The sequence below is a fragment of the Brevundimonas variabilis genome (genome assembly GCF_014199945.1).
Classification (GTDB): domain Bacteria; phylum Pseudomonadota; class Alphaproteobacteria; order Caulobacterales; family Caulobacteraceae; genus Brevundimonas; species Brevundimonas variabilis.
In genome coordinates this window covers 703,898-729,631 of sequence record NZ_JACHOR010000001.1, presented here as the reverse complement: position 1 = coordinate 729,631, position 25,734 = coordinate 703,898, and the positions used below count along the sequence as shown (strand labels likewise).

The 25,734-nt window shown below is 66.2% G+C and carries 24 protein-coding genes; 16 read left to right on the top strand and 8 right to left on the bottom strand.

Annotation, left to right across the window (positions count from 1 at the left end; genetic code table 11):
- The first annotated feature begins 28 nt into the window (after positions 1–28).
- Positions 29–1,066 carry an MJ0042-type zinc finger domain-containing protein gene (locus GGR13_RS03535; protein ID WP_183212057.1) on the top strand — a complete coding sequence of 346 codons (1,038 nt, stop codon included), beginning with the start codon at positions 29–31 and terminating at the stop codon, positions 1,064–1,066.
- Positions 1,059–1,589, top strand: a complete 531-nt coding sequence (locus GGR13_RS03530) for a phosphoribosyltransferase (RefSeq protein ID WP_183212056.1) — start codon at positions 1,059–1,061, stop codon at positions 1,587–1,589. The genes GGR13_RS03535 and GGR13_RS03530 overlap by 8 nt, the downstream gene beginning before the upstream one ends.
- An 11-nt stretch (positions 1,590–1,600) precedes the next feature.
- On the opposite strand, the gene GGR13_RS03525 is transcribed toward GGR13_RS03530, so the two are convergent.
- Positions 1,601–1,960: a hypothetical protein gene (locus GGR13_RS03525; RefSeq protein WP_183212055.1), complete on the bottom strand. Its 360-nt coding sequence runs from the start codon at positions 1,958–1,960 to the stop codon at positions 1,601–1,603.
- 301 nt (positions 1,961–2,261) lie between these two features.
- On the opposite strand from GGR13_RS03525, the gene GGR13_RS03520 reads away from it, so the two are divergent.
- Positions 2,262–3,284, top strand: a complete 1,023-nt coding sequence (locus GGR13_RS03520) for an NADP-dependent oxidoreductase (RefSeq protein ID WP_183212054.1) — start codon at positions 2,262–2,264, stop codon at positions 3,282–3,284.
- Entirely contained in the window at positions 3,281–3,688 is a 408-nt protein-coding gene (locus GGR13_RS03515; RefSeq protein ID WP_183212053.1) for a hotdog family protein, read from the top strand. Before GGR13_RS03520 ends, GGR13_RS03515 begins: the two co-directional genes overlap by 4 nt.
- Positions 3,689–3,766: 78 nt before the next feature.
- Here GGR13_RS03515 and GGR13_RS03510 read toward each other — a convergent pair whose 3' ends face one another.
- On the bottom strand, positions 3,767–4,558 hold the full coding sequence (locus GGR13_RS03510) for a SapC family protein (RefSeq protein ID WP_183212052.1): 792 nt from the start codon (positions 4,556–4,558) through the stop codon (positions 3,767–3,769).
- A 172-nt stretch (positions 4,559–4,730) separates the two neighbouring features.
- Positions 4,731–6,779, bottom strand: a complete 2,049-nt coding sequence (locus GGR13_RS03505; protein ID WP_183212051.1) for a TonB-dependent receptor — start codon at positions 6,777–6,779, stop codon at positions 4,731–4,733.
- 177 nt (positions 6,780–6,956) lie between these two features.
- Between GGR13_RS03505 and GGR13_RS03500 the strand changes: the two genes are divergently transcribed.
- The 4 genes from GGR13_RS03500 to GGR13_RS03485 are packed head-to-tail and all read left to right on the top strand — an operon-like array spanning position 6,957 to position 9,446.
- Complete coding sequence (locus tag GGR13_RS03500) at positions 6,957–7,442, top strand: Fur family transcriptional regulator (RefSeq protein ID WP_183212050.1); 486 nt, start codon at positions 6,957–6,959, stop codon at positions 7,440–7,442.
- Between the two features lie 50 nt (positions 7,443–7,492).
- The gene (locus GGR13_RS03495; protein ID WP_183212049.1) at positions 7,493–8,374 is read left to right on the top strand and encodes an alpha/beta fold hydrolase; all 882 of its coding nucleotides are present in this window, start codon (positions 7,493–7,495) and stop codon (positions 8,372–8,374) included.
- Positions 8,375–8,394: 20 nt separating this feature from the next.
- The gene (locus tag GGR13_RS03490; protein WP_183212048.1) at positions 8,395–8,835 is read left to right on the top strand and encodes a VOC family protein; all 441 of its coding nucleotides are present in this window, start codon (positions 8,395–8,397) and stop codon (positions 8,833–8,835) included.
- The gene (locus GGR13_RS03485) at positions 8,829–9,446 is read left to right on the top strand and encodes a DUF6655 family protein (protein ID WP_183212047.1); all 618 of its coding nucleotides are present in this window, start codon (positions 8,829–8,831) and stop codon (positions 9,444–9,446) included. Before GGR13_RS03490 ends, GGR13_RS03485 begins: the two co-directional genes overlap by 7 nt.
- A gap of 63 nt (positions 9,447–9,509) precedes the next feature.
- On the opposite strand, the gene GGR13_RS03480 is transcribed toward GGR13_RS03485, so the two are convergent.
- Positions 9,510–10,163, bottom strand: coding sequence for a TetR/AcrR family transcriptional regulator (locus GGR13_RS03480; protein WP_183212046.1), 654 nt, complete (start codon positions 10,161–10,163; stop codon positions 9,510–9,512).
- 225 nt (positions 10,164–10,388) lie between these two features.
- Positions 10,389–12,254: a cation:proton antiporter domain-containing protein gene (locus tag GGR13_RS03475; protein ID WP_183212045.1), complete on the bottom strand. Its 1,866-nt coding sequence runs from the start codon at positions 12,252–12,254 to the stop codon at positions 10,389–10,391.
- Positions 12,255–12,417: 163 nt separating this feature from the next.
- Between GGR13_RS03475 and GGR13_RS03470 the strand changes: the two genes are divergently transcribed.
- Positions 12,418–14,544: a M13 family metallopeptidase gene (locus tag GGR13_RS03470; RefSeq protein ID WP_183212044.1), complete on the top strand. Its 2,127-nt coding sequence runs from the start codon at positions 12,418–12,420 to the stop codon at positions 14,542–14,544.
- Positions 14,545–14,610: 66 nt separating this feature from the next.
- Here the strand turns inward: GGR13_RS03470 and galU are convergent, their stop codons facing one another.
- Together galU and glmS are read right to left on the bottom strand one after the other, a co-directional pair.
- A complete protein-coding gene (galU, locus tag GGR13_RS03465; protein WP_183212043.1) occupies positions 14,611–15,492 on the bottom strand; it encodes a UTP--glucose-1-phosphate uridylyltransferase GalU in 882 nt (293 codons plus the stop codon).
- Positions 15,493–15,608: 116 nt separating this feature from the next.
- Positions 15,609–17,426, bottom strand: a complete 1,818-nt coding sequence (gene glmS / locus GGR13_RS03460; protein WP_183212042.1) for a glutamine--fructose-6-phosphate transaminase (isomerizing) — start codon at positions 17,424–17,426, stop codon at positions 15,609–15,611.
- Positions 17,427–17,559: 133 nt separating this feature from the next.
- On the opposite strand from glmS, the gene glmM reads away from it, so the two are divergent.
- Positions 17,560–18,909, top strand: coding sequence for a phosphoglucosamine mutase (gene glmM / locus GGR13_RS03455; protein ID WP_183212041.1), 1,350 nt, complete (start codon positions 17,560–17,562; stop codon positions 18,907–18,909).
- Between the two features lie 9 nt (positions 18,910–18,918).
- Here glmM and GGR13_RS03450 read toward each other — a convergent pair whose 3' ends face one another.
- Positions 18,919–20,175 (bottom strand): pentapeptide repeat-containing protein, encoded by a 1,257-nt coding sequence (locus GGR13_RS03450; RefSeq protein WP_246347649.1) that lies wholly within the window; start codon positions 20,173–20,175, stop codon positions 18,919–18,921.
- Positions 20,176–20,337: 162 nt separating this feature from the next.
- On the opposite strand from GGR13_RS03450, the gene GGR13_RS03445 reads away from it, so the two are divergent.
- Genes GGR13_RS03445 through GGR13_RS03420 form a run of 6 tightly spaced genes read left to right on the top strand, consistent with a single transcriptional unit; the run spans position 20,338 to position 25,709 of the window.
- Positions 20,338–22,386: an NAD(+) synthase gene (locus tag GGR13_RS03445; RefSeq protein WP_183212039.1), complete on the top strand. Its 2,049-nt coding sequence runs from the start codon at positions 20,338–20,340 to the stop codon at positions 22,384–22,386.
- A complete protein-coding gene (locus GGR13_RS03440) occupies positions 22,383–23,117 on the top strand; it encodes a pseudouridine synthase (protein WP_183212038.1) in 735 nt (244 codons plus the stop codon). Before GGR13_RS03445 ends, GGR13_RS03440 begins: the two co-directional genes overlap by 4 nt.
- A gap of 51 nt (positions 23,118–23,168) precedes the next feature.
- Positions 23,169–24,383: an NAD(P)/FAD-dependent oxidoreductase gene (locus GGR13_RS03435; RefSeq protein ID WP_183212037.1), complete on the top strand. Its 1,215-nt coding sequence runs from the start codon at positions 23,169–23,171 to the stop codon at positions 24,381–24,383.
- Complete coding sequence (locus tag GGR13_RS03430; protein ID WP_221230379.1) at positions 24,380–24,673, top strand: type II toxin-antitoxin system Phd/YefM family antitoxin; 294 nt, start codon at positions 24,380–24,382, stop codon at positions 24,671–24,673. The genes GGR13_RS03435 and GGR13_RS03430 overlap by 4 nt, the downstream gene beginning before the upstream one ends.
- Complete coding sequence (locus GGR13_RS03425) at positions 24,670–25,083, top strand: type II toxin-antitoxin system VapC family toxin (RefSeq protein WP_183212036.1); 414 nt, start codon at positions 24,670–24,672, stop codon at positions 25,081–25,083. The genes GGR13_RS03430 and GGR13_RS03425 overlap by 4 nt, the downstream gene beginning before the upstream one ends.
- Complete coding sequence (locus GGR13_RS03420) at positions 25,080–25,709, top strand: phosphoribosylanthranilate isomerase (protein ID WP_183212035.1); 630 nt, start codon at positions 25,080–25,082, stop codon at positions 25,707–25,709. Before GGR13_RS03425 ends, GGR13_RS03420 begins: the two co-directional genes overlap by 4 nt.
- The last annotated feature ends 25 nt before the right edge of the window (positions 25,710–25,734 follow it).

The following is a 25,734-nucleotide window of genomic DNA, read 5'->3' as shown; positions in this document are numbered from 1 at the left end:
GGCTTAACAGGCCTCGCAGTCAGCGACCATGATTCTGACATGCCCGTCCTGTGCGACAAGCTATTTCACGCCTGACGAAGCCGTAGGCGCGAACGGTCGGCGCGTGCGTTGCCAGTCCTGTGCCCATGTCTGGCATGCCACCCATGACGCGCCGCTGGAGCTGACGTCTGCGGTTCCCGTGCCAGCACCGCCAACCCCTGCGCCGGACCCGGCTCCCGCCCAGGCAGGATTCGGCAAGCGTGACGAGGCTGATGCCGACCTTTCCGAAACACCCGCGCCCGAACTTCCCAAGGCGTTCCGCGCGCGCGCCGAGCAGCAGCGTCGCTTGCGCCGCGCCGCTACGCACGGCGCGGTGTGGGCCGGGCTTGCCAGCGTCTTCATCGGCCTGATCGCGGCCGCCTGGCTGTTTCGCATCGAGATCGTCGACTTTTTCCCGCGCGCCGGGGCCGCCTATGCCGCCGTCGGTCTGCCGGTCAATCCGACCGGCCTGGAGTTCGAGGCCATCAGTGCGAAGACGTCCCCGAACGCCCCGGACCAGGTTCTTGTCTCCGGAGCTCTGCGCAATGTGCGGGATCGCGAGGTCGTATCCCCTTCCGTGCGGCTCGCGCTGCTGGATGACCACGGCGCCGAGATCGGGTTCAAGATCGTCGCCATCGATTCTGCCCCCGTCCTGCCCGGCAGCGTCCAGGGGTTCGCTGCCCTGATTCCGGACCCGGGTGGTCATGCTGCCGGTGTCGGCGTCGACTTCGTGACGGGTGATACGCCATCTGGCGAACATGCGGGCAAGGCGGAGGGTGCGAAGGCCCACGGCAATGACCACGGCGAAGAGCCGCATTCATCTGCCCCTGCTGCCACTGCGGGTCATGCTGCGGACGGCCATGCAACGCCCGCGGTCAGGCGGCCGCCGCAACCCGAGGCTCACGATGTGCCGATGCGATCCGCCCTGGCCCCGATCGGTGCTGCGGACGGTCACGCCACGCCCATCGAGGCCCGCCCCGTTGCGGATGATCACGCGTCCACGCTCGACAAGGCCCATGCAGGGCCTGTATCCGCCGGACATGGCTGACCCGACCACGCCCACCGTCCTGCTGTCCGACGTCGAGATCCAGCGGGTCGTTGCCGATCTGGCGCATCGCATCGCGCCTGTGATCGATGACGAGACCGTGGCCGTTGTGCTTCTGACCGGCGGACTTTGGTTTGCGGCGGACCTTACCCGCGCGCTCTCGCGGGTTGGCCGGCAAGTCCGCTTCGACGCTCTGTGGCTGGCATCCTATGGCGACGGTCAGTCGAGCCGGGGGCGCATCGATGTTCATGCGCCCTATCAGCGTCCGATCGCCGGACGCCGGGTCCTGATCCTGGATGACGTCTTCGATACCGGGCTGTCACTGGCCGAGGCGGTCAGGATCACCCGCGAGGCGGGGGCTGCGGACGTCTTGACCTGCGTGTTTGCCCGGAAGCCCTGGCCGGAACCGCGTGCAGTCGAGCCGGATTTCGTCGGCTGGGAGGCGCCGAACCGGTTTCTGGTCGGTTACGGCCTCGATCACGCCGGGACGCTGCGGGGTTTACCTGACATCTGCGCGCTCGACTGACGCAGTGACACCTACTGTCCCGAGGGGGCAGCCGATACCGTGGGCGCATTGACGTTCGGGGCTTCACCCGTGGGTGGCGACGTCGGCTCGCCCGTGGCCGTAGTCGGCGCGTCTGCCGACGGGATCGCGCCGGCGTTGTTCGAGAAGGCAGCGGCATCGACGGACTGTTGTCCTTCATTGGCGTTCTGTGCGGCGAAACCGCCGTTCGAGAGCGCCCACATGCCGAGCAGCAGGATGGCGGCAGCCCCGGCTGACAGGGCAAGAATCCAGACGATGCGACGCCCGGGTGCGGCTCCGCGAGCGTCCCGTACGTCAACGACCTGAATGTCGTCGTCGGCGCTGTGTGGGCTGTTGGGATTCTTGTCGGTCATCTCGATCTCCTTGAACGGGGGAAACGCCCGGGCAGGCTTGGCTGTTCCGACAGGCCCTGACTCATGTATTTTTGCGTTTGATGGGAACGCCTGTTCGATGCCGGCATTCTTCACTGTGCGGGGGCGGCGACGCCCCCCGACCAGGACCGGAGCAATCCGGTCTGTCGCCCCCGCGCCTCATTCTCGATGATGCCACTTCAAGGCGGCCCGCAAGGGCCGCCTTTTTCTTTGCCTCTCGACCCGGGCAGGCGGGTTCGTCAGAATGCCCGTATCCAAAAGAAACGGATCGGGAGACGATGTCATGGCTACCTCCAATCGCCAGTGGATTCTTCGCCAGCGCCCCCGCGGGCTGATCCAGCCGGGGGACCTGGAACTGGTGGAAAGCCCGATTCCGGACCTCAAGGAGACCGAGGTTCTGGTCCGTACGGTCTATCTTTCGCTGGATCCGACCAATCGCACCTGGATGAATGATGCCGAGGGCTATCTGCCGCCGGTCGGGTTGGGCGAGGTGATGCGGGGCTTGACCCTTGGGGTGGTCGAGCAGTCTCGGTCGGACCGCTTCAAGGTCGGCGATGTCGTCAGCCCGATGTCCGGGGGCTGGGCCGACTATGCGGTGGTTGGCGAGGACGGCCTTCGTGCCGTCCATCGTTTTCCCGGTCTTCCGCTGACGGCCAGCGCCTCGGTTCTGGGCATGACCGGGCTGACCGCCTATTTCGGCGTCACCGATGTGCTCAAGCCACAGCCGGGCGAGACGCTGGTGATTTCGGCCGCAGCCGGAGCGGTGGGCTCGATCGCCGGTCAGGTCGCCAAACAGCGGGGCGCCAGGGTCATCGGCATCGCGGGCGGGCCAGACAAATGCCGCTGGCTGACCGAGGAACTCGGGTTCGACGGGGCCATCGACTACAAGAACGAGGACGTGGGCGCGGCGCTGGACCGGCTGGCACCGGATGGCATCGACCTGAATTTCGAGAATGTCGGCGGCGACATCATGATCGCGGTGTGGAACCGGCTCAATGTCCATGCCCGGATGGCGGTGTGCGGCCTGATCTCGGCCTATAACGCGACGAAAATGCCGCCGTCACCGAACTTCAGCCGGATCATCACCCACAGGCTGAATGTCCAGGGTTTCCTTGTGATGGATTACGCCCCTCGCGCCCGAGAGATGGTCGCCGAGATGGGGCCCTGGCTGGCGGACGGCAGGGTCAAGTGGAAGGTCCACGTGGACGATGGCCTCGAGGGCGCGCTGAACTCGCTGAACCGTCTCTTCACCGGAGATCATGACGGCAAGCTTCTGGTGCGCGTGTCCGAGGAGCCGGCAGGATGAGCGATCCGCTTCACGCCCATTTCGAGGACATCGAGGTCGGGCAGGTCCTGCAACTGGGGGCTTGCGCCGTTCAGGACGCGGACATGGAGATCTTCGTCGAGCGTTTCGCGCCTGGCTGGGACATCGCCTACGGGGCCCCGGACGCCATGGTCTATGCCTTGTGGAGCCGTCTGGCGGCCGAGAAGTCGGCAGGCTGGGCCCAGACCAAGGTCCTGGCCGTCGACGGTCTGCGCTTCATGCGCAACCCGCCGGCGGGAGAACTTCTGCGAGGGCGGATGACCATCATGGGCAAGGACCCGGTCGGGGACGACAAGGGCATCGTCATCTCGCAGCACGACCTGCTGGATGAAGGGGGTCGGCTGGTCTTCTCGTGCCTGACCCGGGGCGTATTCGCGCGCCGCTAGCGGCGGGACAGGGCACCCGGAACGGGGACCGGGCAATGCCCGCTCGATCCCCGTGCCCGCTCACTTATGGCGTTACCCTCAGGCGTTGGCGGCCGTCGGCATCTGGGCGGCGCGCTGGAAGGCCAGGGCGATCAGGCGGTCCCAGCCCAGCAGCGACACCAGATGGGCATAGATCTGGCCCAGGGCACCATTGTCGCGCAGTTCGACCAGTTTGTCGGCAGGCAGGGCCTTCAGCTTCTCTTCCGACACTGCGAAGTATTCAGCCAGCTTCTGGGGCGCTCCGGCCGTACCGTCCGGGTTGCGGGGCGTGAAATTGGCCTCGCGGGTCTCGAACAGGTCGAGGTCGGTCAGCAATTTGACGAAGCTGTCGGTGCGCGCACGTTCCTGCTCGAAATTATTGCAGAATTCCATGGCCTGATTGACGTAGGCGCTGGGCTGGCCGTTCTCGAACAGCGGCACTTCACCGCCTTCGACGAGGAAGGGCGCGGCGCGATCGACGCACAGGATCATGCGGTTCTGGGTGTCGTCATTGGCGAAGACGAAGGGATAGCGACGGACATAGGCCGGGATATAGGCCTCGGGCCGGAAATCGCCGGCCATGTCGATGTAGAGGTTCTCGCCCTGACGCAGGCCCATGACAGCACAGGGCTGCTTGTTGTCGCCCAGGAAGACGACCGGATAGGACAGGGCGCCGGGGGCGAACTCGGTCACGGTCAGCGGCACGATGTGGCTGGCCGCCACGAAGGCATAGGGTTTCTCGACCGCATTCACGCCCAGGGCACCGTGCAGGTCCACCGACAGCGGCTCGGGCTGGTTGTAGAACAGGACAGTGCCGGCCAGCTGGCCATTGGCTTGGGTGGTGTCGGTCATGGGCGCTGGGCTCTGGGGAATGGAAGGAAGGCGCGCCTTCTAGCCCAGAGGCGTGACGGCGGCAAACGGCACGATGGCGTGGTGGTGACGCCGTTCATGCCGCGCTCAAGCAGGCCGAAGGCCGTTAGCGCCCTAGAACATGCGCTCAAGCAGGCCGAAGGCCGTTAGCGCCCTAAAATCTGTAGGCGGCCCCGATGCGGAGGTTGCGGCCCGGCTGGGGTGTCAGGTCCTTCAGGAAGGAGGCGTGTTCGCGGACCTCTTCGTCCGTCGCGTTGCGCACCTCGGCATACAGCAGCAGGCCATCGTCTTCCGCAGGACTCCAGCCGACATAGCCGTCCAGTGTCGTATAACTGTCGGTCGGCAATTCGAAGCCGGCGACGCGATCCTGCTCGCCGACATGGCGGCCCTGCACCTTCAGCGTCCAGGGTCCGAGGTCGAGGATGGCGCGCCCGGTCACGGACCATGGCGGGATGCGGGCGGGCGGCCCGAAGTCGGTGGTGCCCCGGACGGTGTCATAGCTCGCCTCGAACCGCAGCCCGTCGGAACCGCTTTCCCAGGCCTGATAGCCGACCTCGGCTTCGAGGCCGTGGAAGGTGGCGTCGCCCTGGACATATGTGAAGACCGGCAGGCCGTCTTCTTCGGCTCCGGTCGGGATCAGGTCGACGAAGCCGTCGTAGTCGGCATGGAACAGATGCAGGTCAGCGTCGAAACGGCCCCGCTCCAGATGTCCTGTGGCCTCGATCGATGTCACACGCTCCGATGTCAGGTCGGGGTTCCCGACCTCGAAGGCGCGGGTTGCGACGTGCGGCCCTTGTGCAAACAGCTCGGCCTCCGTGGGGGCCCGGCCGTTGCGGGCAATCGACAGGCCGAGGAACAACGGCCCGGCGGGCTTCCAGAAGGCGCCGACCGATCCCGACACATTGGAGAAGTCACGCCGACCGACGACGCTGTCGAGTTCGCGGCGATCAACACGCAGCCCGCCCTCCAGACCCCACTCGCCAAAGCCCTGGTCGCCCATGTCGAGGCGCTGCAGGGTGTAGGCGGCCAGTTCCTTCACATCGGTCCGGGGAACATAGGCCTCGTCGCCAATGGCATCCAGATTGCGGTCGAGAAACTGGACCCCGATGGCCCCGTCCAGGCCGTTGGCCTTGCGCTGGATCAGCTCCAGCCGACCCTCGTAGCCTTGCGAGGCAAAGACCGTGCCGACGGCACCGCCCTCGAACTCGGTGTGGGTATAGTCGGCATAGCCCAGTGCGCCACGCACGCGGGAGAACAGGCCGTCATCAAGCCGGTACTCACCCCGCACGTCATAACGGGTCTGTTCCAGCCCGATGGTGACCGATTCCTCCTCGGCGCCGTCGTCTTCCTCATGAGCGTGGCCCGGCACGCCGTAGGCGGTCTCGGTGTGCTTGACCGAGGCCCCGATGAAGCCCCGCTCGCCGATGTAGGACAGCCCGGCCCCATAGGCCTCCAGCTCGAGAAAGCTGTTCTCGACCGTGGTGCCGCCCGTGTCCTCGAAGACCTCGCCCTCTGCCAAGACCTGACGTCGCGATTCAGCCGGAACCGGAATGTCGTAGTCGCCAGAGTCGCGCTTGAGCCCGTCGAGGGTGAAGACCAGGGGCCCTGCCGCCGCGGCCAGGCGCGCGCCTACAGAATAACCGTCATCGACGCTGGAGCCCTGGGCCGTGATCCGTCCGTCCAGGCCATCGACCGGTGCCTCTTCGGCGACCCTTCCGTCGATGACATTGACCACGCCGCCGATGGCCGAGCCGCCGAAGGCAAGGGTCTGGGGGCCGCGCAGGACCTCGATCCTGACCGCTTCACCCGGGTCGGCCGCCACCTGGTGGTCCGGCGAGAGGCTGGAGGCGTCGATCAGGCCGAGGCCATTGGTCAGGACCTGGACCCGCGGACCCGACAGGCCCCGGATCACCGGCCGGCTTGCACCGGCAGAAAAACTGGTCGACCGCACGCCCGGCAGGCCGTTCAGAATGTCGCCCAGCGACTGGGATGGCGCACTCAGCAGGGTCTCCTCGTCGAGAACATCAACGGCGATGGTGGTCGCGTCGGCGCTGATGCCGAACGGGGCCGCGGTGACGACAATCTCGCCGAGATCAACGGCACGGGACGGTACCTCCTGCGACTGGGCCCGGGCGGTATTGGTCAGGGCCAGGGTTGCCGTTGCCGCCAGCAGGGTCGTTCGCAGTGGGAAAGAGGCGCGCATGAAGGAACTCCGGGAGGCAGAAAGTCCAATGGTGTTATGAGATAACATCACAAGTCGTCAAGGGCCGGGGCGTCGATCTCGTCCGGGTCCTCCCTTCGCGAGTGTATCGGGGGTCAGCGGCGACGTGCGGCAGGCCGGACGGTTGCGGGGACCGGGTACACCGACTAGCTGTGGGACATGGGTTCGCACTGTGCACATGACCACATCGAGGATGGCAGAAGCCCCGCCGACATCGACCGTGCACTCGTCGCGGCGGAAGGCCGTTGCCAAGAGGATGGCGAGCGAATGACCGGGCCGCGGCGCCGGGTCCTCGAGCTGCTTCTGGGCGCCGGGGAACCGGTCAAGGCCTATGACCTGATCGCCCGTTTCGGCACCGACGGTCAGGCCGCCAAGCCACCCACGGTCTATCGGGCGCTCGAGTTTCTGGAACGCCAGGGGATGGTGCACCGCATCGCCTCGATCAGTGCCTATGTGGCCTGTACAGGGGGCGGCCCGGCCCATGCCGCGGCCTTTCTGATCTGCGACTGCTGCGGTGCGACCCAGGAGGTTCATCCCGCCCGGGGTGACAGCTTTGCCCTGGCCGCTGAAGCTGCAGGCTATGTGATCGAGCGCACCACGATCGAGGGACATGGTCGATGCCCGGCCTGCCGGGTTGCGGCATGAGCCTCTTGAAGGTGGTGGCACCGAACCCGCTCCGTCCCCATTTCTGACCCATGGACGCAGCCCTCCTCATGCCCCCGCGCCGAATGATGGTCCCGATCCGCAACCGATGGGGTGCGGGCGAGATGGCGGTGATGGACTTTGGCGATCCCAAACGTCCGGTCGATCTGGTCTTTGTGCACGGCAACGGCCTGAATGCGGCGACCTATCGCTCGCTGCTGGCCCCGTTGTCGTCCTCGCTGCGCGTGATGGCTCCCGATCTGCGCGGCCATGGCCTCTCGCGACTGCCCACGCAGATTCAGGGCCGCCGCGGCTGGGGCGACTATCGCGACGATCTGATCGCCCTGCTTGAAACACTGGAAGGACCTCCGGTCGCCCTGGCCGGTCACTCGATGGGCGGGACTTCGGCGCTTCTGGCAGCCGCCGCGCGTCCGGCGCGCGTGTCCCGGCTGGTGATGCTGGACCCGGTCATCCTCAGCCGGCCAATGACCATTGCCCTGGGCCTGCCGCTGCTGCGCCACATGACCCGTGGAATGCCGCTGGTGAAGGCGGCGCTGCGGCGGCGCGACCGGTTTGACGATCGCAAGCAGGCGCTTGACGCCTATCGCGGTCGCGGGGCCTTCAAGGGTTGGCCGGACATGATGCTGGCCGATTACGTCAGCGAGGGGTTCCTCGATGCCGGAGCCGGCGTCTCCCTTGCCTGCACGCCCGTTTGGGAAGCCTCCAACTTTTCGTCACAGGGCCATGACCCCTGGGCGGCGCTGAAGCGTCTCGAGCGTCCGGTCACGGTGCTGAAGGCCGAGCACGGTTCGACCTGCAGCCTTTCGCAGGACCGGCCGGGGGTGACGGTGCGAACCATTCCCGGGGGCAACCACTTCTTTCCCATGCTGAAGCCCGATGTCGCCCGCGACGCCCTGTTTGACGCTGCCGTCTGAACTCGTTCAAAAGGCCCCTGATGCGCTATCTCCACACCATGGTCCGGGTCACGGACATCGACGCCTCGCTGAGGTTCTGGCGCGACCTGCTGGGCTTGACCGAGGTTCGGCGGATGGAAAACGAGAAGGGCCGGTTCACACTGATTTTTCTCGCCGCCCCCAAGGATCTGGGCCGGTCGGCCGCCGAGCGGTCGCCCGAGGTGGAGCTGACCTACAACTGGGACCCCGAGACCTATTCGGGCGGACGGAATTTCGGGCATCTGGCGTACCGGGTCGATGATATCCACGCCATCTGCCAGCGGCTGGCTGACGGCGGCGTCACGATCAACCGCCCGCCGCGTGACGGGCATATGGCATTCGTGCGATCGCCAGACGGCATCTCGATCGAGCTGCTTCAGGAGGGTGAGCCCCTGACGCCGGTCGAACCCTGGTTGTCCATGCCCAATACCGGAGAATGGTAGGTTTGCGGTCTGCTATCGTCCTCGTTCTGGCCAGTCTGCTGGCCGCCTGCGCGTCCACGTCAGAAACCAATCCCTCCCGAACGGCGACCGAGCAGCTTCTGATCGCACGTGCTGCGGACAAGGCGGTCGAAGGTCTGCGTCTGCCGGTACCGGACGGCACGCGGGTCTTCGTCGACGATGCCTTCTTTCGTGCCGAGAACGCGAGCTATGCCGTCAGCGCGATCCGTAACGCCCTGTCGGTCGCCGGCTATGCCCTGGCCAACGACCGCAACTCGGCCGAGGCCGTATTCGAGCTGAGGGCCGGCGCGCTGTCGCTGGAGCAGATGCGCCGGGTGGTCGGGCTCCCGCCGCTGGCGGTCCCGATCAACGAGAGCTTCAATGTCGTTTCCATCCCGGAACTCTCGATCTACAGCCGCCGCGACCGGGTCGGCGTCGCGGAATTCTCGGGCTTTGTCTATGACGGCAGGACGGGCACGCCGCTCGGGGCGGTTGCACCGATGATCGGGGAATACCGGATCCGCAGTCACAAGGTCCTGATGGTGATCGCGTGGGGACAGCAATCGGTCGATCCGGGCGAAAGCGACCCGGGAGACAGCTGGCGTCAGTTCTGAACGGAAAAGGCCCGCCGCTCCGGATTGGAACGACGGGCCTTTGTCGAACGGCAGATCTTCAAATCAACGGGCGACGGCACCCGCCAGGATGACCTTGAGCTGCTTGTCGAGATGGCCGGACAGGGTTTCCAGCGACCAGCCATCATAGGCGGCGCGGCGATAGTTCGACAGATAGGCGTCCCACACCATCTCGGTGAGAAGGGTGATGTCGGCGTCCTGCTTGATCTCGTTGGTGCCGATCCCGTCACGCAGGATCTCGGAGATCACGCTCGTCACCTGGGCACTGACCGCCCGTGCGCGGGTCTCGGCAGCCAGGGGCTGGAACCAGGAGCGGGCGACGATGGCCTGGAACAGGGGCAGTTGGTCGAGCGAGCCGTGATAGCCGGCGGCCAGGGCACTGTTGAGGCGCTCCTGGACCGAACCCTTGCCAGCGCCACCCTTGAGCGTCTCGGCAAGGCTGGTCATGTCTTCGGTCAGGACCGCTTCGAACAGCTCGGCCTTGTCCTGGAAATTGGCGAACACGGCGCCGGTGGACATCCCGGCGCCCTTGGCGATATCGCGGATGGTGGCCGGCTCGTAACCACGCTCGGCGAACAGGTCACGGGCGGCCTCGAGGACCTTCTGGCGGGTGCGAACCTTTGCAGCCTGCCTCCGGTTGATTCGGGGCTCGGTGCCATTCAGCGTGGGGGCGGGCGACAGATGGGCAGACTCGCGCATGATACAACTACTCGGTCACAGGGGTCCCGACCGGCTGATCGTCCGGCAGGATCGGTGGGTTATAATACATCGGCTGCGATTCCCGTTCCCGCGTCAAATGGAAAGACGCGCTGTTCGGTAAACGTTGATTGCACAGCCCAGCGAAGTCGAGGCTTTCATCACCCAACGATGACCAAAATGGGTCGTGGGTGTTAATGCGCCGCGATTTCGAGGGGGCTCAGGGCCTCATCCGCCACTGATGGGAGCGTTCCGGAGCGATCCGCGCAACGCCCGGGTCGGCCGCCCTTTTCGATCCTCGGGGGCGGCGTCGGCAAAGACGGCCCTGAACTGATCCCGGCGTTCATGGATCGAAGCCAGCACCAGACCCATCGGTACGCCGAGGTCGACCAGGGTGTTCTCGGCCAGCTGGAGGCTGGCTTCCGTCGTTTCCGGCACGGCATCGGTCACGCCCAGGGCGTACAGTCGAACGGCATGCCGGTCATCCCTGGCCCGGGCGATGATCGTCATGTCGGCCCGAAGCGCACGAGCCGCGATCACCACCTCGTCCACCTTGGTCGGTGCATCCATCGTGACGACCAGGGCACTGGCCCGTTCGATGCCACATCGCCGCAGCATGTCCGCTCGACCGGCATCGCCATAATAGATGTCAAAGCCCTCGGCCCGGGCTGAGGCCACCGAGGACGGGTCGGTGTCGAGGGCGATGAAGCTCTGGCCGTGCTCGGCCAGCATCTCGCCCACAAGACGGCCGACACGGCCAAAGCCCACGATCAGCACGGCTCCATCGCGCGCCTCCTCCTCGTCGGGCGCGACAGGCAGTTCGGGCAGGGCCGGGTCGGGCTTGAGCCCCTTGCGCGAAATCCTCTGGCCCAGCATGGCCATGAAAGGGACCGTGAACATGCTGATGGTCGCCGACAGGATGATGCTCTGGGTGAAGGCCGGGTCGGCCACCCCTTCCACGAGGCCCGTGGCCAGAACGACGAAGGCGAACTCGCCCGCCGGGCCGAGTACCAGCGCGGTTTCGATGGCTGCGCGGCTGCTGAGCCCCCAGAGGCGCGCGAGGCCAAAGATGATCGCGGCCTTGATCGCCGTGATGGCAACGGCGAGGCCGATCACGCCGCCGGGGTTGGCTGCGACGGCATCCAGATCCAGCCCGATCCCGACGCCGACGAAAAAGACACCCAGCAACAGGCCCTTGAACGGCTCGATATTGATCTCGACCTCGCGGCGATACTCGGTCTCTGCGATCAGCAGGCCAGCGATCAGTGCTCCCAGACTCATCGACAATCCTGCCGCTTGCGCAGCGACGCCCGCACCCACCACGACCAGCAGACACAGGGCGACGAACAGTTCCTGACTGCCCCCGCCACTGCCCTTGCGGCTCTTGGCCACCGAGCGGAACAGGGGGCGCAGAACGACCCGTCCCAGGACGACCAGCAAAGCCAGCCCGATTGCGGCGGGGGCCAGGGTCAGGAGGGTGCGACCCAGTATCGCGGGGTCGAGGTCACCGCCCGCTGCTCCGGACTGGGCCACTGTCGCCACAACAGTCACCGTAATCAGAATAGGGGCGACGGCTAGGTCCTGGGCCAGCAGGATGGCAAAGGTCGAGCGCCCGACGACGCCCCGCAGCCGACCACGCTCGGCCATGACCGGCATGACCACGGCCGTGGAGGACAGGGCCAGTCCCATGCCCAGGACGGCGGCACTCGCAAACGGCTGGCCCAGCAGCATGAAGCCGCCCGCCAGCACCACGGTGCAGGCCGCGATCTGCAGCATGCCCAGACCGAACACCAGTTTGCGCATGGCCTTGAGCCGCTCCCACGACAGCTCCAGTCCGATCATGAACAGCAGGAAGGCCACCCCCAGCTCGGCCAGCTGGGCGATCTGGGTCGGGTCGTCTATGGTGAACCAGGACAGCCAGGGGGCCTGATCGGCGAGCCGCGCCAGACCGTCAGGCCCCAGAAGCACGCCGGCAGCGAGAAAGCCGAGCACAGGGCTGATCTTGAGGCGGCTGAACAGCGGCACGACCACGCCCGCTGCGGCCAGGAAGACCACCAGATCCTTGTACTCGCCGCCACCATGCCCGACTGCCATGCCACTCCCCTGTCGTGCTGCTCCGACCTATAGCGCCCCGGGACACGTGTGCCGCATCCGGATCATGAACTTTTTTTAAGGCGACAGGTGCCCTTCCGGGTCTAGGGTCCCCGCAGCCAAGGAAAGGCTCTTGCGCCTGCGTGTCCGGATACGAGGAAACCCCATGAAAAGACTGCTTGTTGGTGCCGCACTCGGTGCCCTGCTTCTCCCCGCCGCTGCCTTCGCCCAAGACGGGCATGACCACGGCTGTGTCGATGAAGCCTGCACCATCGTTGAACTGTTCCAGGCTCCGGCACAGGCCGGCGGCAGCGTCGGCGGCTACCAGGGCACGGTTGCACCGAAATACGGAACCTGGGGTTTTGACCTGGCCGGTCGCGACACCTCGGTGTCTCCCGGCGACAATTTCTTCCGCTATGCCAACGGCACGGCCCTGGACAAGATCGAGATTCCTTCAGACCGCACCTCCTTCGGGTCCTTCGCCCTGCTGCGCGAGCTGTCGGACAACCGGGTCAAGGCCATGGTGGAGGGGCTTCTGGCCCGCAACGACCTGACACCCGGGTCGGACGAGCAGAAGATCGCCGACGGCTACCGCGCCTATATGGACGAGGCCCGCATCGAGCAGCTGGATCACGCTCCGATCGATCCCTACCTCGCCGACATCCGTGCGCTGGACAGCCGCGAGGCCATGGCGGCCTACATGGGTCGCAAGGACCGCACGAACGCGTCCTTCTTCGGGACCGGCATCGGCACCGACGCCAAGTCGCCCAACCGGTATGTCACACAGGTCGGTCAGTCGGGCCTCGGCCTGCCGAACCGCGACTACTATCTGTCGCCCCTCTATGCCGACAAGCTGGGCCTGTATCAGGCCTATGTCGCCAACATGCTGGGCATGGCGGGCTGGACGAACCCCGTCGAGAGCGCAGCGGCCATCGTTGCGCTTGAAACCCGGATCGCCGAGGCGCACTGGACCCCGGAACAGAACCGCAATCGTGACGAGACCTACAACGAGTTCACCCCGGTCAGCCTGGCCGAGGCCGCGCCAGGCTTCGACTGGTCCGGCTATTTCGCGGCCGGTGGCCTGGGCCAGATCCCGCGCCTGATCGTGGCGCAGGACACGGCCGTGCCGAAGATCGCGGCAATCTATGCCGAAACCCCGATCGAAACCCTGCAGGCCTGGCAGGCCTTCCACACGATCGACCGTTCTGCGCCGCGTCTGTCCAAGCGTTTCTCGGACGCCCAGTGGGGCTTCCGCTCGCGCGACCTGTCCGGCCAGCCGGAGCAGCGCAGCCGCGACAAGCGCGCCATCTCCTTCACCGAGGGTGCGCTGGGCGAGGCTGTCGGTCGCCAGTATGTGGCCGAATACTTCCCCGCCGAGTCCAAGGCCAAGATGGACGAACTGGTCGCCAACCTGCGCGTCGCCCTGGCCGCCCGCATCGAGGGACTGGAATGGATGGGGGCCGAGACCAAGGTCCAGGCCCAGGACAAGCTGCAGAAATTCACCGTCAAGATCGGCTACCCGAACAAGTGGCGCGATTATTCCGCACTCGAGATCCGTCCCGACGACCTGTACGGCAATGGCGAGCGCGCCAGTGTCTTCCGCTGGAACTATCAGCTCGGGCGCATGGACGGTCCGGTCGACAAGGAAGAGTGGGGCATGACGCCCCAGACCGTGAACGCCTACTACAACTCGACCAATAACGAGATCGTCTTCCCGGCGGCGATCCTGCAGCCGCCGTTCTTCGATCCGGAAGCCGACCCGGCCGTCAACTATGGGGCGATCGGCGGCGTGATCGGTCACGAGATCGGCCACGGCTTCGATGACCAGGGCCGCAAGTCGGATGGCGATGGCGTGCTGCGCGACTGGTGGACCCCGACCGATGCGGCGAATTTCACCGCCCGCACCGATGTCATGGACACACAGTACGGCCAGTACGAGCCCGTCCCCGGCTACAAGATCCGTCCCGGCCTGACGCGGGGCGAGAACATCGGCGACCTGGCCGGCATCACCCTGGGTCTGGAAGGCTACCGCGCCTCGCTGGCGGGCCAGCCGTCGCCGGAGATCGACGGCACCACGGGCGACCAGCGTGTCTTCTACGGCTGGGCGCAGGTCTGGCAGTCCAAGATGCGCGAGGAGGCTGCCAAGCAGCAGGTCGCCACCGACCCGCACAGCGCCGCCGAGTTCCGGGTCGTCGGTCCCCTGCGCAATGTCGACGCCTGGTATGACGCCTTCGACGTCCAGCCCGGCCAGGCCTACTATCTGGCCCCGACGGACCGGGTCCGCCTCTGGTAGGACATCTGCTCCTGAAGTGACAAAGGCCGGAGCCGTGATGCTCCGGCCTTTTCTCTGTGCGCCAGTCTAGAGCAGGGCGCTGATGGCCGTTCGCGCGGCCTCGCCAAGGTCCGGGCGCTTCAGGGCCAGGGCCACATTGGCGCGCAGCAGGCCGATCTTGTCACCGCAGTCGTGGGTGACGCCCTCGTACTCGAAGGCAGTAAAGGCTTGCGATTTCATCAGCGTGGCCATGCCGTCGGTCAGCTGAATCTCTCCGCCCGCACCGCGCTCCTGGCTTTCCAGGATGCTGAAAATCTCGGGCTGCAGGATATAGCGCCCGGAGATCGACAGGTTGGAGGGGGCAGTGCCCTGGGCCGGCTTCTCGACCATGCCCTTCATGGCGAAACGCCGACCATCGCCGCGGCCTTCCGGATCGACGATGCCGTATTTGTGCGTGTCGGCCTCGGGCACGGATTCGACGCCGATGATGTTGCCGCCGACCTCGGCATAGAGCTCTGCGAGCTGTTTCAGGGCGCCGGGCTTCGAGTCGACGATCACATCCGGCAGCAGGACGGCAAAGGGCTCGTGGCCGATGATGTCGCGGGCGCACCAGACGGCATGACCCAGGCCCTTGGGCTCCATCTGGCGGGTGAAGCTCATCTCCCCGGCGGTGGCCAGTTCGGCGACCATCTGTGCAAGGATTTCCAGCTTGCCCTTGGCCAGGAGTTGCGCCTCGAGCTCGATCTGGTGGTCGAAATAGTCCTCGATCGCCTGTTTGGCACGGCCCGTGACGAAGACGATGTGTTCGATCCCCGCTTCACGGGCTTCCTCGACGATGTAGCTGAGGATCGGACGGTCGACGACGTTCAGCAGTTCCTTGGGCGTGGTCTTGGTGCCTGGCAGGACACGGGTGCCAAGACCGGCCACGGGAAGGACGGCCTTGCGAAGGCGGGCGGGAGAGGTCGACATGAAAGATCCTGAAACAGCGAGTGCGAAGCCTAACGCATTTTGATCACGTTCGATGCCCCAATGCAGACCGGCATTTGCCCCTCATGCACCGGATCGGGGCACGATGGGGCGAACAATCATTCCACAGTGACGGACTTGGCCAGATTGCGCGGCTGGTCAACATCGGCCCCCTTCACCACGGCCACGTGATAGGCGAGCAGCTGGATCGGAGCAGACATGACCAGGGCCGAGACCAGCGGATCGGACGCCGGGGCGGTCACGACCACGCGGGCGCCGGCGGGTGCGTGCTTGGCACCGTCCGGATCGGTGATGAAGACCACCTGACCGCCCCGCGCCATGACTTCGCTCATGTTGGAAGCCGATTTCTCGAACCACGAATCATAGGGGGCCAGGATGATGATCGGCGTTGCCTCGTCGACCAGGGCGATCGGACCGTGCTTGAGCTCTCCGGCGGCATAGCCCTCGGCGTGGATATAGCTGATCTCCTTCAGCTTCAGCGCGCCTTCGAGCGCGAGGGCCGACATCGGGCCCCGGCCAAGGAAAAGGACGTCCCGGGCCTTGGCGATCTCGACGGCGATGTCCTTGATCGATCCTTCCAGATTGATGGCCTCGGCAATCAGTCGCGGAGCTTCGATCAGGACCCGGACCAGACGCTGCTCCTCGGCGGCATCGATCCGGTTCCGGTCGCGGGCGGCAGCGATGGCGATGGCGATCATCACGCTGACCTGCGCGGTGAAGGCCTTGGTCGAGGCGACGCCGATCTCGGGTCCGCAATGGATCGGCCAGACGACATCGGCCTCGCGGGCGATGGTGGATTCGGTGGCGTTGACGATGGCGGCGGTCTTCATGCCGGCCGCTGCACAGTGGCGGAAGGCGGCAAGGGTATCGGCCGTCTCCCCCGACTGGGACATGGCGATGGCCAGGGCACCGGGACGCAGGGCGGGCTGGCGGTAGCGGAACTCCGAGGCGATCTCCACGTCCACCGGCAGGTCCGCCAGTTGCTCGATCAGATAACGGCCGATCATCCCGGCAATGTAGGAGGTGCCACAGGCCACGATCTGGATCCGCTCCAGGGTCGAGAAATCGACGCCGGCGATCGTGGCCCGTCCCGTCAGGGTATCGACATAGGCTGCGATGGTGCGCTGGCATCCCTCGGGCTGGTCATGGATCTCCTTTTCCATGAAATGCCGATAGTTGCCCTTCTCCATCAGAACGGCAGAGGCAGGAACCGTCTTGATCTCGCGCACCACCTCGGTGCCGCTGGCATTGAAGATGCGGGCCCTGTCGTGGGTGGCGATGACGTGGTCGCCATCTTCCAGATAGCTGACGCGGTTGGTGAAGGGACCTAGCGCCAGACCGTCCGAGCCGATGAACATCTCGCCCTGACCATAGCCGACGGCGAGCGGCGGTCCGTTGCGGGCTGCGAGGATGACGTCGTCCTCGCCCGAGATCAGGACACACAGCGCAAAGGCGCCGGACAGGCGTTTCAGGGTCGCCTCGAACGCTTCCAGGGGCTCAAGGCCGGTAGACAGGGCCTGGTCCAGCAGATGGGCGACGACCTCGGTGTCGGTCTGGCTTTCGAACACCCGTCCGGCGGCCTGCAGCTCGGCCTTCAGCTCGGCGAAGTTCTCGATGATGCCATTGTGGACCACGGCGACGCGGCCTGCGATGTGGGGGTGAGCATTGGCCTCGGTCGGGGCACCGTGGGTGGCCCAGCGGGTGTGGCCGATTCCGGTGGTCGCGTTCAGCGGGTGGGCGGCCAGAACGGCTTCAAGTTCGCGCAGCTTGCCCGGTGCGCGCCGGCGCTCCAGCACGCCATTGACCTGGGCCGCGATCCCGGCCGAGTCATAGCCCCGGTACTCCAGCCGCTTCAGGCTCTCGATCAGGCGCTCGGCGACCGGTTTGGTCCCGACGATGCCAATGATGCCGCACATTCTGCTGGTCTCCGTCTGCCGCCTTGCCTGTCACGCGATGATGACGGCCTTCACGGATCATGCTCTAGGGAACGCGTAGGGAATCGGCACCTAATAACCGGTTTCGGAAGGTTTCGCGTCGGAGGATGGCGGTTTGGGCGACAGGAAATATTTCGGGACCGACGGCATTCGCGGGACGGCCAATACCTCACCCATGACAGCCGAAGTCGCGCTGCGGGTCGGACTGGCCGCCGGGAGACTGTTCATGTCCGCGGATGACCGGCGCCACCTGGTCGTCATCGGCAAGGATACCCGGCTGTCGGGCTATATGCTCGAGCCGGCCCTGGTTGCCGGGTTCGCCTCCGTGGGGATGGACGTTCGCACCTTCGGCCCGATCCCGACCCCGGGCGTGGCGATGATGACGCGCTCGATGCGTGCCGATCTGGGTGTCATGATCTCGGCCTCGCACAACGACTACGCCGACAACGGGATCAAGCTCTTCGGCCCGGACGGCTACAAGCTCTCGGACAAGACCGAGCTGAAGATCGAGGCCATGATGGACGAGCCACTGGACGAGGGTCTCGCCCCGTCCAGCCGCCTCGGCCGGGTCAAGCGCATCGACGAGGCCCCCTGGCGCTATGTCGAGGCGGCCAAGGCGGCCTTTCCCAAACACCTGAGCCTGCAGGGTCTGCGCATCGCCGTCGATTGCGCCAACGGAGCGGCCTACAAGGTCGCGCCGACGACCCTGTTCGAACTGGGGGCAGAAGTCTGTGCCGTGGGGGTCTCCCCGAACGGGACCAATATCAACGACGAATGCGGCTCGACCTATCCGGAAACGCTGGCCGCGGCCGTGAAACAGTACCGGGCCGACATCGGCATCGCGCTGGACGGAGATGCCGACCGGCTGATCGTCTGCGACGAGAAGGGCCAGATTGTCGACGGCGACCAGATCATGGCCCTGATCGGGAAGGACTGGGCCCGCCACGGCAAGCTGGCGGGCGGCGGTGTCGTGGCGACGGTGATGTCCAACCTTGGGCTGGAACGCTCCCTGCAGGCCGAAGGCTTGACGCTGGAGCGGACCTCGGTCGGGGACCGATATGTGATGGAGCGGATGCGCAGCGGCGGCTTCAACCTCGGTGGCGAGCAGTCCGGGCACCTGATCCTGCACGACTTTGCCACGACCGGAGATGGCCTGATGGCGGCCCTTCAGGTGCTGGCGGTGATGGTCGAGAGCGGCCGGCCGATGAGCGAGCTGGCTCGTCAATTCGAGCCGGTGCCGCAGATCCTGGAGAATGTCCGCTATACGTCCGGCAAGCCGCTGAACAACGCCGGCGTCCAGGCGGCGATCGCAGCCGGCGATGCGCAGCTGAAGGGGCAGGGGCGACTTCTTGTCCGGCCCTCGGGAACCGAGAAACTGATCCGGGTCATGGCCGAGGGCGATGACGAGGGACTGGTCCGGTCGGTGATCGGCGACGTCGTCGAGGCGGTAAAGGCGGTCCGCTAGAGGGGCCTCTCAGGCATCGGCCTCCAGGCCGCGGACGCCGGTCAGATTGGAACCGGTCAGGTCGACGCCGCGCATCTGGGCACCATGCAGCCGGGATCGGCTGAGGTCGGCGTCCTTGAGCACGGCGCGGCGGAGGTCGGCTCCGCTCAGATCGACGCCGCGCAGGGCAGCCCCCGTCAGATCGGCTGAGAGGAGCCGCTCTGGTCCGAGCATCAAGGGCCCGAGCTGGGCCTCGCGCATGTCGGCGCCTGAAAGTCGTGCCCCCTTCAGCCGGGCCCCCCTCAGGTCGGCGCGGCGCAGGTTGGTCGACCGCAGATCAGCCCCTTCCAGATGGGCACCCTGAAGCTGAACCCCCTCCATGTTCAGGCCATAGAAAACGGCGCCCTTGGCGGACAGGGCTGTCAGGTTCAGTCCGGTGATGGACCCAAGGGCCCGCAGGTCGACGCCATCGAACACCGAGGGCTTGCCGTCGGCCCCGCCGGTTTCGCACCAGACCGCATGGTCATGGAGCATGTCGGCTGCAGGCATGCGGGCAACGGGTGCGCCGGCGGACCGATCGTCAGTGAGGGCCCCCTCCATATTGGCCCCGTCCGTGCGCCACATCGACGAAGTAACCCCGACCAGAATGGCATCGCGAAGGTCTGCGCCGCTGAGATCGGCTCCCGACAGATCGGCCCCTGCAAGGTCGGTCCCCCGGAAATTGGCCTGTTTCAGATTGGCGCGAACAAGTTTGCAGTCCTTCATGATCGCGTCAGAGAAGTCGGCTGCCTGGGCCATGATTCCGGACAGGCGCGAGCGCTGCAGGTTGGCTCCGGCGAGGATGGCTCCCTGGGCCTGTGTGTCGGCCCGGCTTTGGGCATCCACAACCCGAAAGCCTGTCTTGCGGTCTGCAGCCGCCAGCGTGCCCTCGCGCAGGTCGGCCTCGAACAGATCCGCACCGGACAGGTCGGCCCCCCGCAGGCAGGCCCCCCGGAGGTCGGCCCGGCGCAGGCTGGCGTCGGTGAAGATGGCGTCCTGCATGTCGCTGCCGAAGAAGGAGGCGTTGTCGAGCTTGGCCCCGGTCAGGTCGCATCCGTGCAGCCTCGCCGCCGAAAAATCCGCATCCGACAGGTTGCGGCCGCGCAGATCGAGGCCCGAAAGGTCCATCCAGGCGAAGACGGCACGAGCACCCCCCGGCTTGGCCTGCCAAAGACGATCATGCTTGATGCAGATGGCATTGAGCTCGACCTGACTGAGCTTGCGCCGGATAATGTCTTCGTCACTCAACGCCATGCGGTAACCTTACCCGCTAACGGTTTAAGGAAGCTTTGCGGCCGGCCGGCAGGCACACTCCGGGCAAGGGCATCAGGGCCAGAGTTGGCGAACCCGTCAAGTTTGGCTTACGAGAGCCTGATCTCCGGCCCCGCCTGGAGCAAGCGGACTCTGACCATGCCCGACACCCACCCGTTTCACGCTGCCAGAACTCATGGCTTCGTCCGCGTCGCGGCCGCGACACCGGTGGTGCACATCGCCGATCCCGTCGCCAATGCCGCAGAACATATCGCACTGATCGAACAGGCGGCGGACCAGGGATGCGATCTGATCGTTTTTCCTGAACTGTCGCTGAGTGCCTATGCCATCGACGACCTGCACATGCAGGCCGCGCTGCTGGAGGCCGTCGAGCGCCAGATCGCCAGTCTGGCTGAGGCGACGGCGCAGAGCGGGATTGTCGCCGTGGTCGGCGCGCCCCTGCGGTCCGGAGACTCCCTGTACAATGTGGCCGTTGTGATGGCAGGCGGCGAGGTGCTGGGTGTCGTGCCCAAGACCTATCTGCCCAACTACCGGGAATACTACGAGAAACGCTGGTTTGCGCCGGCCGCATCCCGTTCCGAGGACACGATCGAGATCAGCGGCGAGATCGTCGCCTTTGCGCCCGGCCTGATCTTCGAGGCGGCCAACCGGCCGGGCTTCGTCTTTGCCGTCGAGATCTGCGAGGACTTCTGGGCACCCTTGCCGCCATCGACGCGGGCGGCCCTGGCGGGGGCCCGGATCCTGCTGAACCTGTCAGCCTCCAATATCGTGATCGGCAAGTCGGACGAGCGGGCCATGCTGTGCTCCAGTCAGTCCGCCCGGACGCAGTCGGCCTATGTCTTCACGGCCTCGGGCTGGGGCGAGAGCACCACCGACCTGGCGTGGGACGGGCAGGCGACCATCCATGAGCTGGGAGCCTGCCTCGCCGCGGGCGAGCGGTTCGCCCTCGACAGCCATCTGACCCTCGCCGACATCGATGTGGACCGGATCGGACTGGACCGGCTGCGCAACGGCACCTTTTCGGACTGCGCCCGACAGGAGGGCGAGGCCGCGACGGTGGTGCCCTTCGAGGCGCGCGAAGACATCGAGCCGACCGACCTGATTCGCCCGCTCGACCGCTTCCCATTCGTGCCAGACGATGCGTCGCGGCTGGACCAGGACTGTTTCGAGGCCTTCAACATCCAGGTCCAGGGCCTGATGCGCCGGATGACCGCCACGGCGGCCACGAAACTGGTCATCGGCGTCTCGGGCGGCCTGGATTCGACCCAGGCGCTGCTGGTCGCCTGCCGGGCCTTTGACCGTCTGGATCTGCCCCGCTCCCAGATCCTCGGCTTTACGATGCCGGGCTTCGCAACGTCCGAGCGCACCAGGGCCAATGCCTGGGCCCTGATGAAGGCGCTCGGCGTCACCGGGGCCGAGATCGACATCAAGCCGACCGCCCTGCAGATGCTGGCCGACATCGGCCATCCGTTCGCCGCCGGCCAGCCGGTCCACGACATCACCTTCGAGAATGTGCAGGCGGGTCTGCGGACCGATTATCTGTTCAGGCTGGCCAACCAGAACGGGGCCTTCGTTCTCGGGACCGGCGATCTGTCGGAACTCGCGCTTGGCTGGGCCACCTATGGCGTGGGCGACCACATGAGCCACTACAACGTCAATGGCGGGGTGGCGAAAACCCTGATCCGGCATCTGATCCGCTGGGTTGCGAGCCGCGAGCTGATCGGCCCGGACGCGACCCCGACGCTTCTGTCCATCATCGACACCGAGATCTCGCCCGAACTGGTCCCGGCCATCGACGGGGTGATCCAGTCCACCGAGGCGACGGTCGGCCCCTATGCGCTGAACGACTTCTTCCTGTTCTACCTCAGCCGTTTTGGCCTGAAGCCCTCCAAGGTCGTCTATCTGGCCCACCAGGCCTGGGCCGATGCCGGGTCCGGCCACTGGCCGGCAAACACGCCCGAGGCGGAAAAGGTCGAATATGACCTGGCCACCATCAAGGGCTGGATGCGGAAATTCCTGATCCGCTTCTTCCAGACCAGCCAGTTCAAGCGGTCGGCCCTGCCCAACGGGCCCAAGGTCGTGACGGGGGGGTCGCTGTCCCCGCGCGGCGACTGGCGTGCACCGTCCGACGGCAACGCCCGCGTCTGGCTGGACGAGCTTGATGCCAATGTCCCGGACGCCGGATGAGCGGCGCACCGACGGCGAGGGTCGACAAGCTTCTGGGGTCGATGGGTTACGGCTCACGGTCCGAGATCGCGCGTCTGGGCAAGGTCGGGGGCATCGTCCTCGACGGAGTCGATCTGAAGGATGTGTCGAAACGGATCGCGATCACGCCGGATCTGGCGACGCGGATGGAGATCGACGGTCGTCCGCTGGACCCACCCCCCGGGCTGGTGATCATGCTCAACAAGCCACTCGGCATGACCTGTTCGCACAAGGAGGACGGGGCGCTCGTCTACGAAGTCCTGCCCGAACGCTGGCGCCGCCGGGACCCGGCGATCTCGACCATCGGGCGGCTGGACAAGCAGACCTCGGGCCTGCTGCTGCTGACCGATGACGGGGATCTGCTGCACCGAGTGATCTCGCCCAAACGCCATGTCGCCAAGGTCTATCGCGCCACCCTGGCGCGTCCTTTGGTCGGGACCGAGGGCGATCTGTTTGCCGCTGGCGGCCTGGTGCTGGAGGGCGAGGCCAAGCCCCTGGCTCCGGCAGCGCTCGAGGTGCTGTCGGAAACCGAAGCCCGGCTGACGGTGACCGAGGGCCGCTATCACATGGTGCGGCGAATGTTCGCTGCGGTGGGCAATCATGTCGAGGCCCTCCATCGCGAGCGGGTCGGCGGGCTGAGCCTTCCGGACGACCTTGCGCCGGGAACCTGGCGGTTGCTCACGGGTGCCGAGACCGAAAGCCTGTTCGTCTGACGGAACCGCGTAACGCCAGAACGCTTAAGGCTCCGCTTCACGGAGTCTCAGATGGCAGCCACAATCCAGCGTGATCTTCGGACCGGTCGATCCCTGTGGGCCGACAGCTCCGGGATCGGCGTGCCGACCCGACCCCTGACGCAGGCGATATCGGTCGATGTCGCCATCGTGGGCGCGGGCATCAGCGGGGCCTTCATGGCGCGCGAACTGAGCCGGGACCAGTCCGTGGCCGTGCTGGATCGCCGACCGCCCCTGATGGGCTCGACGGTCGCCTCGACCGCCATGCTGCAGTGGGAAATCGATCTGCCGCTGACGGCGCTGGCAGGAAAGATCGGTGAGACCGACGCGCGGCGGGCTTATGCGCGGTCGCGGTCGGCCGTCGACGCCCTCAAGCGGCTGGTGGCCGAAGATGGCATCCGCTGCGGCCTCAAGGACAAGGGCAGCCTCTATCTGGCGGGCGATGCCTATGGCTGGAGGGCCCTGGAAGCCGAGGCCGAGGCGCGCTCGGCGATGGGGCTGGAGAGCGTTTTCGTCGGGCGGGCGGAACTCGGCGACCGGTTCGGACTGGACCGGACCGGAGCCATCGTCTCCCGGGGCTCTGCCAGTGCCGATCCGGCCCGGCTCGCGGCAGGCCTGCTGCGGAGGGCCGCGTCCGATGGTGCGATTGTCTATTCGCCGGTCGAGGTCACCCAGGCGGCCAGTGATCCCGACGGCGTCACCCTGCTGACCGATGCCGGCCACGCAGTGCGTGCGCGGACGGTGGTCTTCTGCTGTGGCTACGAGTTTCCGCAAGGGGTTCCGACGCCGGGGGCCAGTATCATCTCGACATGGGCCCTGGCCTCGAAACCCGATGCGCGCTACCCCGCCTGGCTGGAGGACCTGCTGGTCTGGGAGGCGTCGGACCCGTACCTGTATTTCAGGACCTGCCAGGAGGGTCGCCTCATCGTGGGGGGCGAGGACGAGGACGATCCGGCAGCACACGAGGATCCCGCGCGCCTGAAGCGGAAATCTGCGACCATTGCCGCGCGGCTCAAGGACCTGGTCCCCGGCATGACATTCGAGATCGATTACACCTGGGCGGGCGCGTTTGGAGAAAGCGCGACGGGCCTGCCCTCCATCGCACCCGTCCCGGACATGGAACACGCCTTTGCGGTGATGGGCTTTGGCGGCAATGGCATCACCTATTCGATGATCGCCTCCCAGATTGTCTCTGCGGCGATCCGCGGACAGGCGGACCCTGATGCCGACCTGTATGCCGTGGATTGATTGACGATGGCCATCTGGATGGCTATTTTGATCTCATGAGCGACTATTCGGTAGCAACCGCAAAGGACCAGCTTCCGCGTTTGATCGACCGAATGCTGGACGGCGAGACGGTGACGATCACACGACGCGGAAAGCCGGTCGCCCGGATCGTTCCCGTGCAGTTGACGGACGCCGCCGCGCCGTTCGCGATCGATCTCGACTGGCTGGACAGCGTGCGTCAGGCCGCGAGGACCGGGACGTCCGGACGGGTCGATACCGTCCGTGCCATGCGGGACGACGACCGGTATTGATCGTCTCCCTTGACACCAGCGTCCTTGTTGCAGCCCTGACGGATGAGCCGCGCTCGGACGACGCCGCGCGATTGCTCGGTCGCCCTGAGTCCTGGATCATCAGCGACTGGGCTGCCGCAGAATTCAGTGCTGCCATTCGCATCAAGGCCCGGAGAGGGGACCTCGACACCAGTCAGACGGGCTTCGTCGAAGCGTCCTTCAATGCCGTCATTGCCAGACTGGGCGGAACGGTGACCCTGACAGCTGAAGATCATCGCCGGACACGACAGCTTGTGATCACGGACGGAATGATCCGTGCGCCTGATGCGCTGCATGTCATCGTCGCCCAGAGGCTTGGCGCGGCGCTGGCTACATTCGACCTTGGTCAGACGCGGACTGCGCGGGCTGCGGGCGTGGAGATCTACCTATGACCGTGGCCAAAATCTGCGGCCTGACCACACCGGAGACCCTCGACACCGCGCTTGAACATGGCGCGGCCTTTGTCGGGGCGGTGGTCTTCTCCAAAAGCCCGCGCCACATCGATCCGCTGCATGCCGCGACCCTGTTCGAACGCGCGCGGGGCCGGGCGGGGATCGTGGCGGTGACGGTGGATGCGGACGATGCGCTTCTGACGGAGATCGCGCTGATCCTGAAACCGGACCTGATCCAGCTGCACGGTCGCGAGACGCCCGAGCGGGCGATCGAGATCCGGCGACTGACAGGGGCGGGGATCATCAAGGCGCTGCCGGTCTCGACGCCGGACGATCTTGCAGCGGCGGACGTCTGGGAGGACGTGGCCGACAACCTGATGTTCGATGCCCGACCGCCGGAGGGCTCTGACCTCCCGGGCGGGGTGGGTGCCAGTTTCGACTGGGCCATGATGCAGGGTCGCCGCTACCGGAACCCCTGGTTCCTCGCCGGAGGCCTCAATCCCGACAACGCGGCCCGGGCTGCGGCGATCAGCGGCGCACCGATGCTGGATGTGTCCTCTGGCGTCGAAAGCGCGCCGGGTGTTAAGGACAGCGCCCGGATCGCGGCGTTCCTGCAGGCCATGTGACGGGACGCATTTCCGCCTTCGCCGC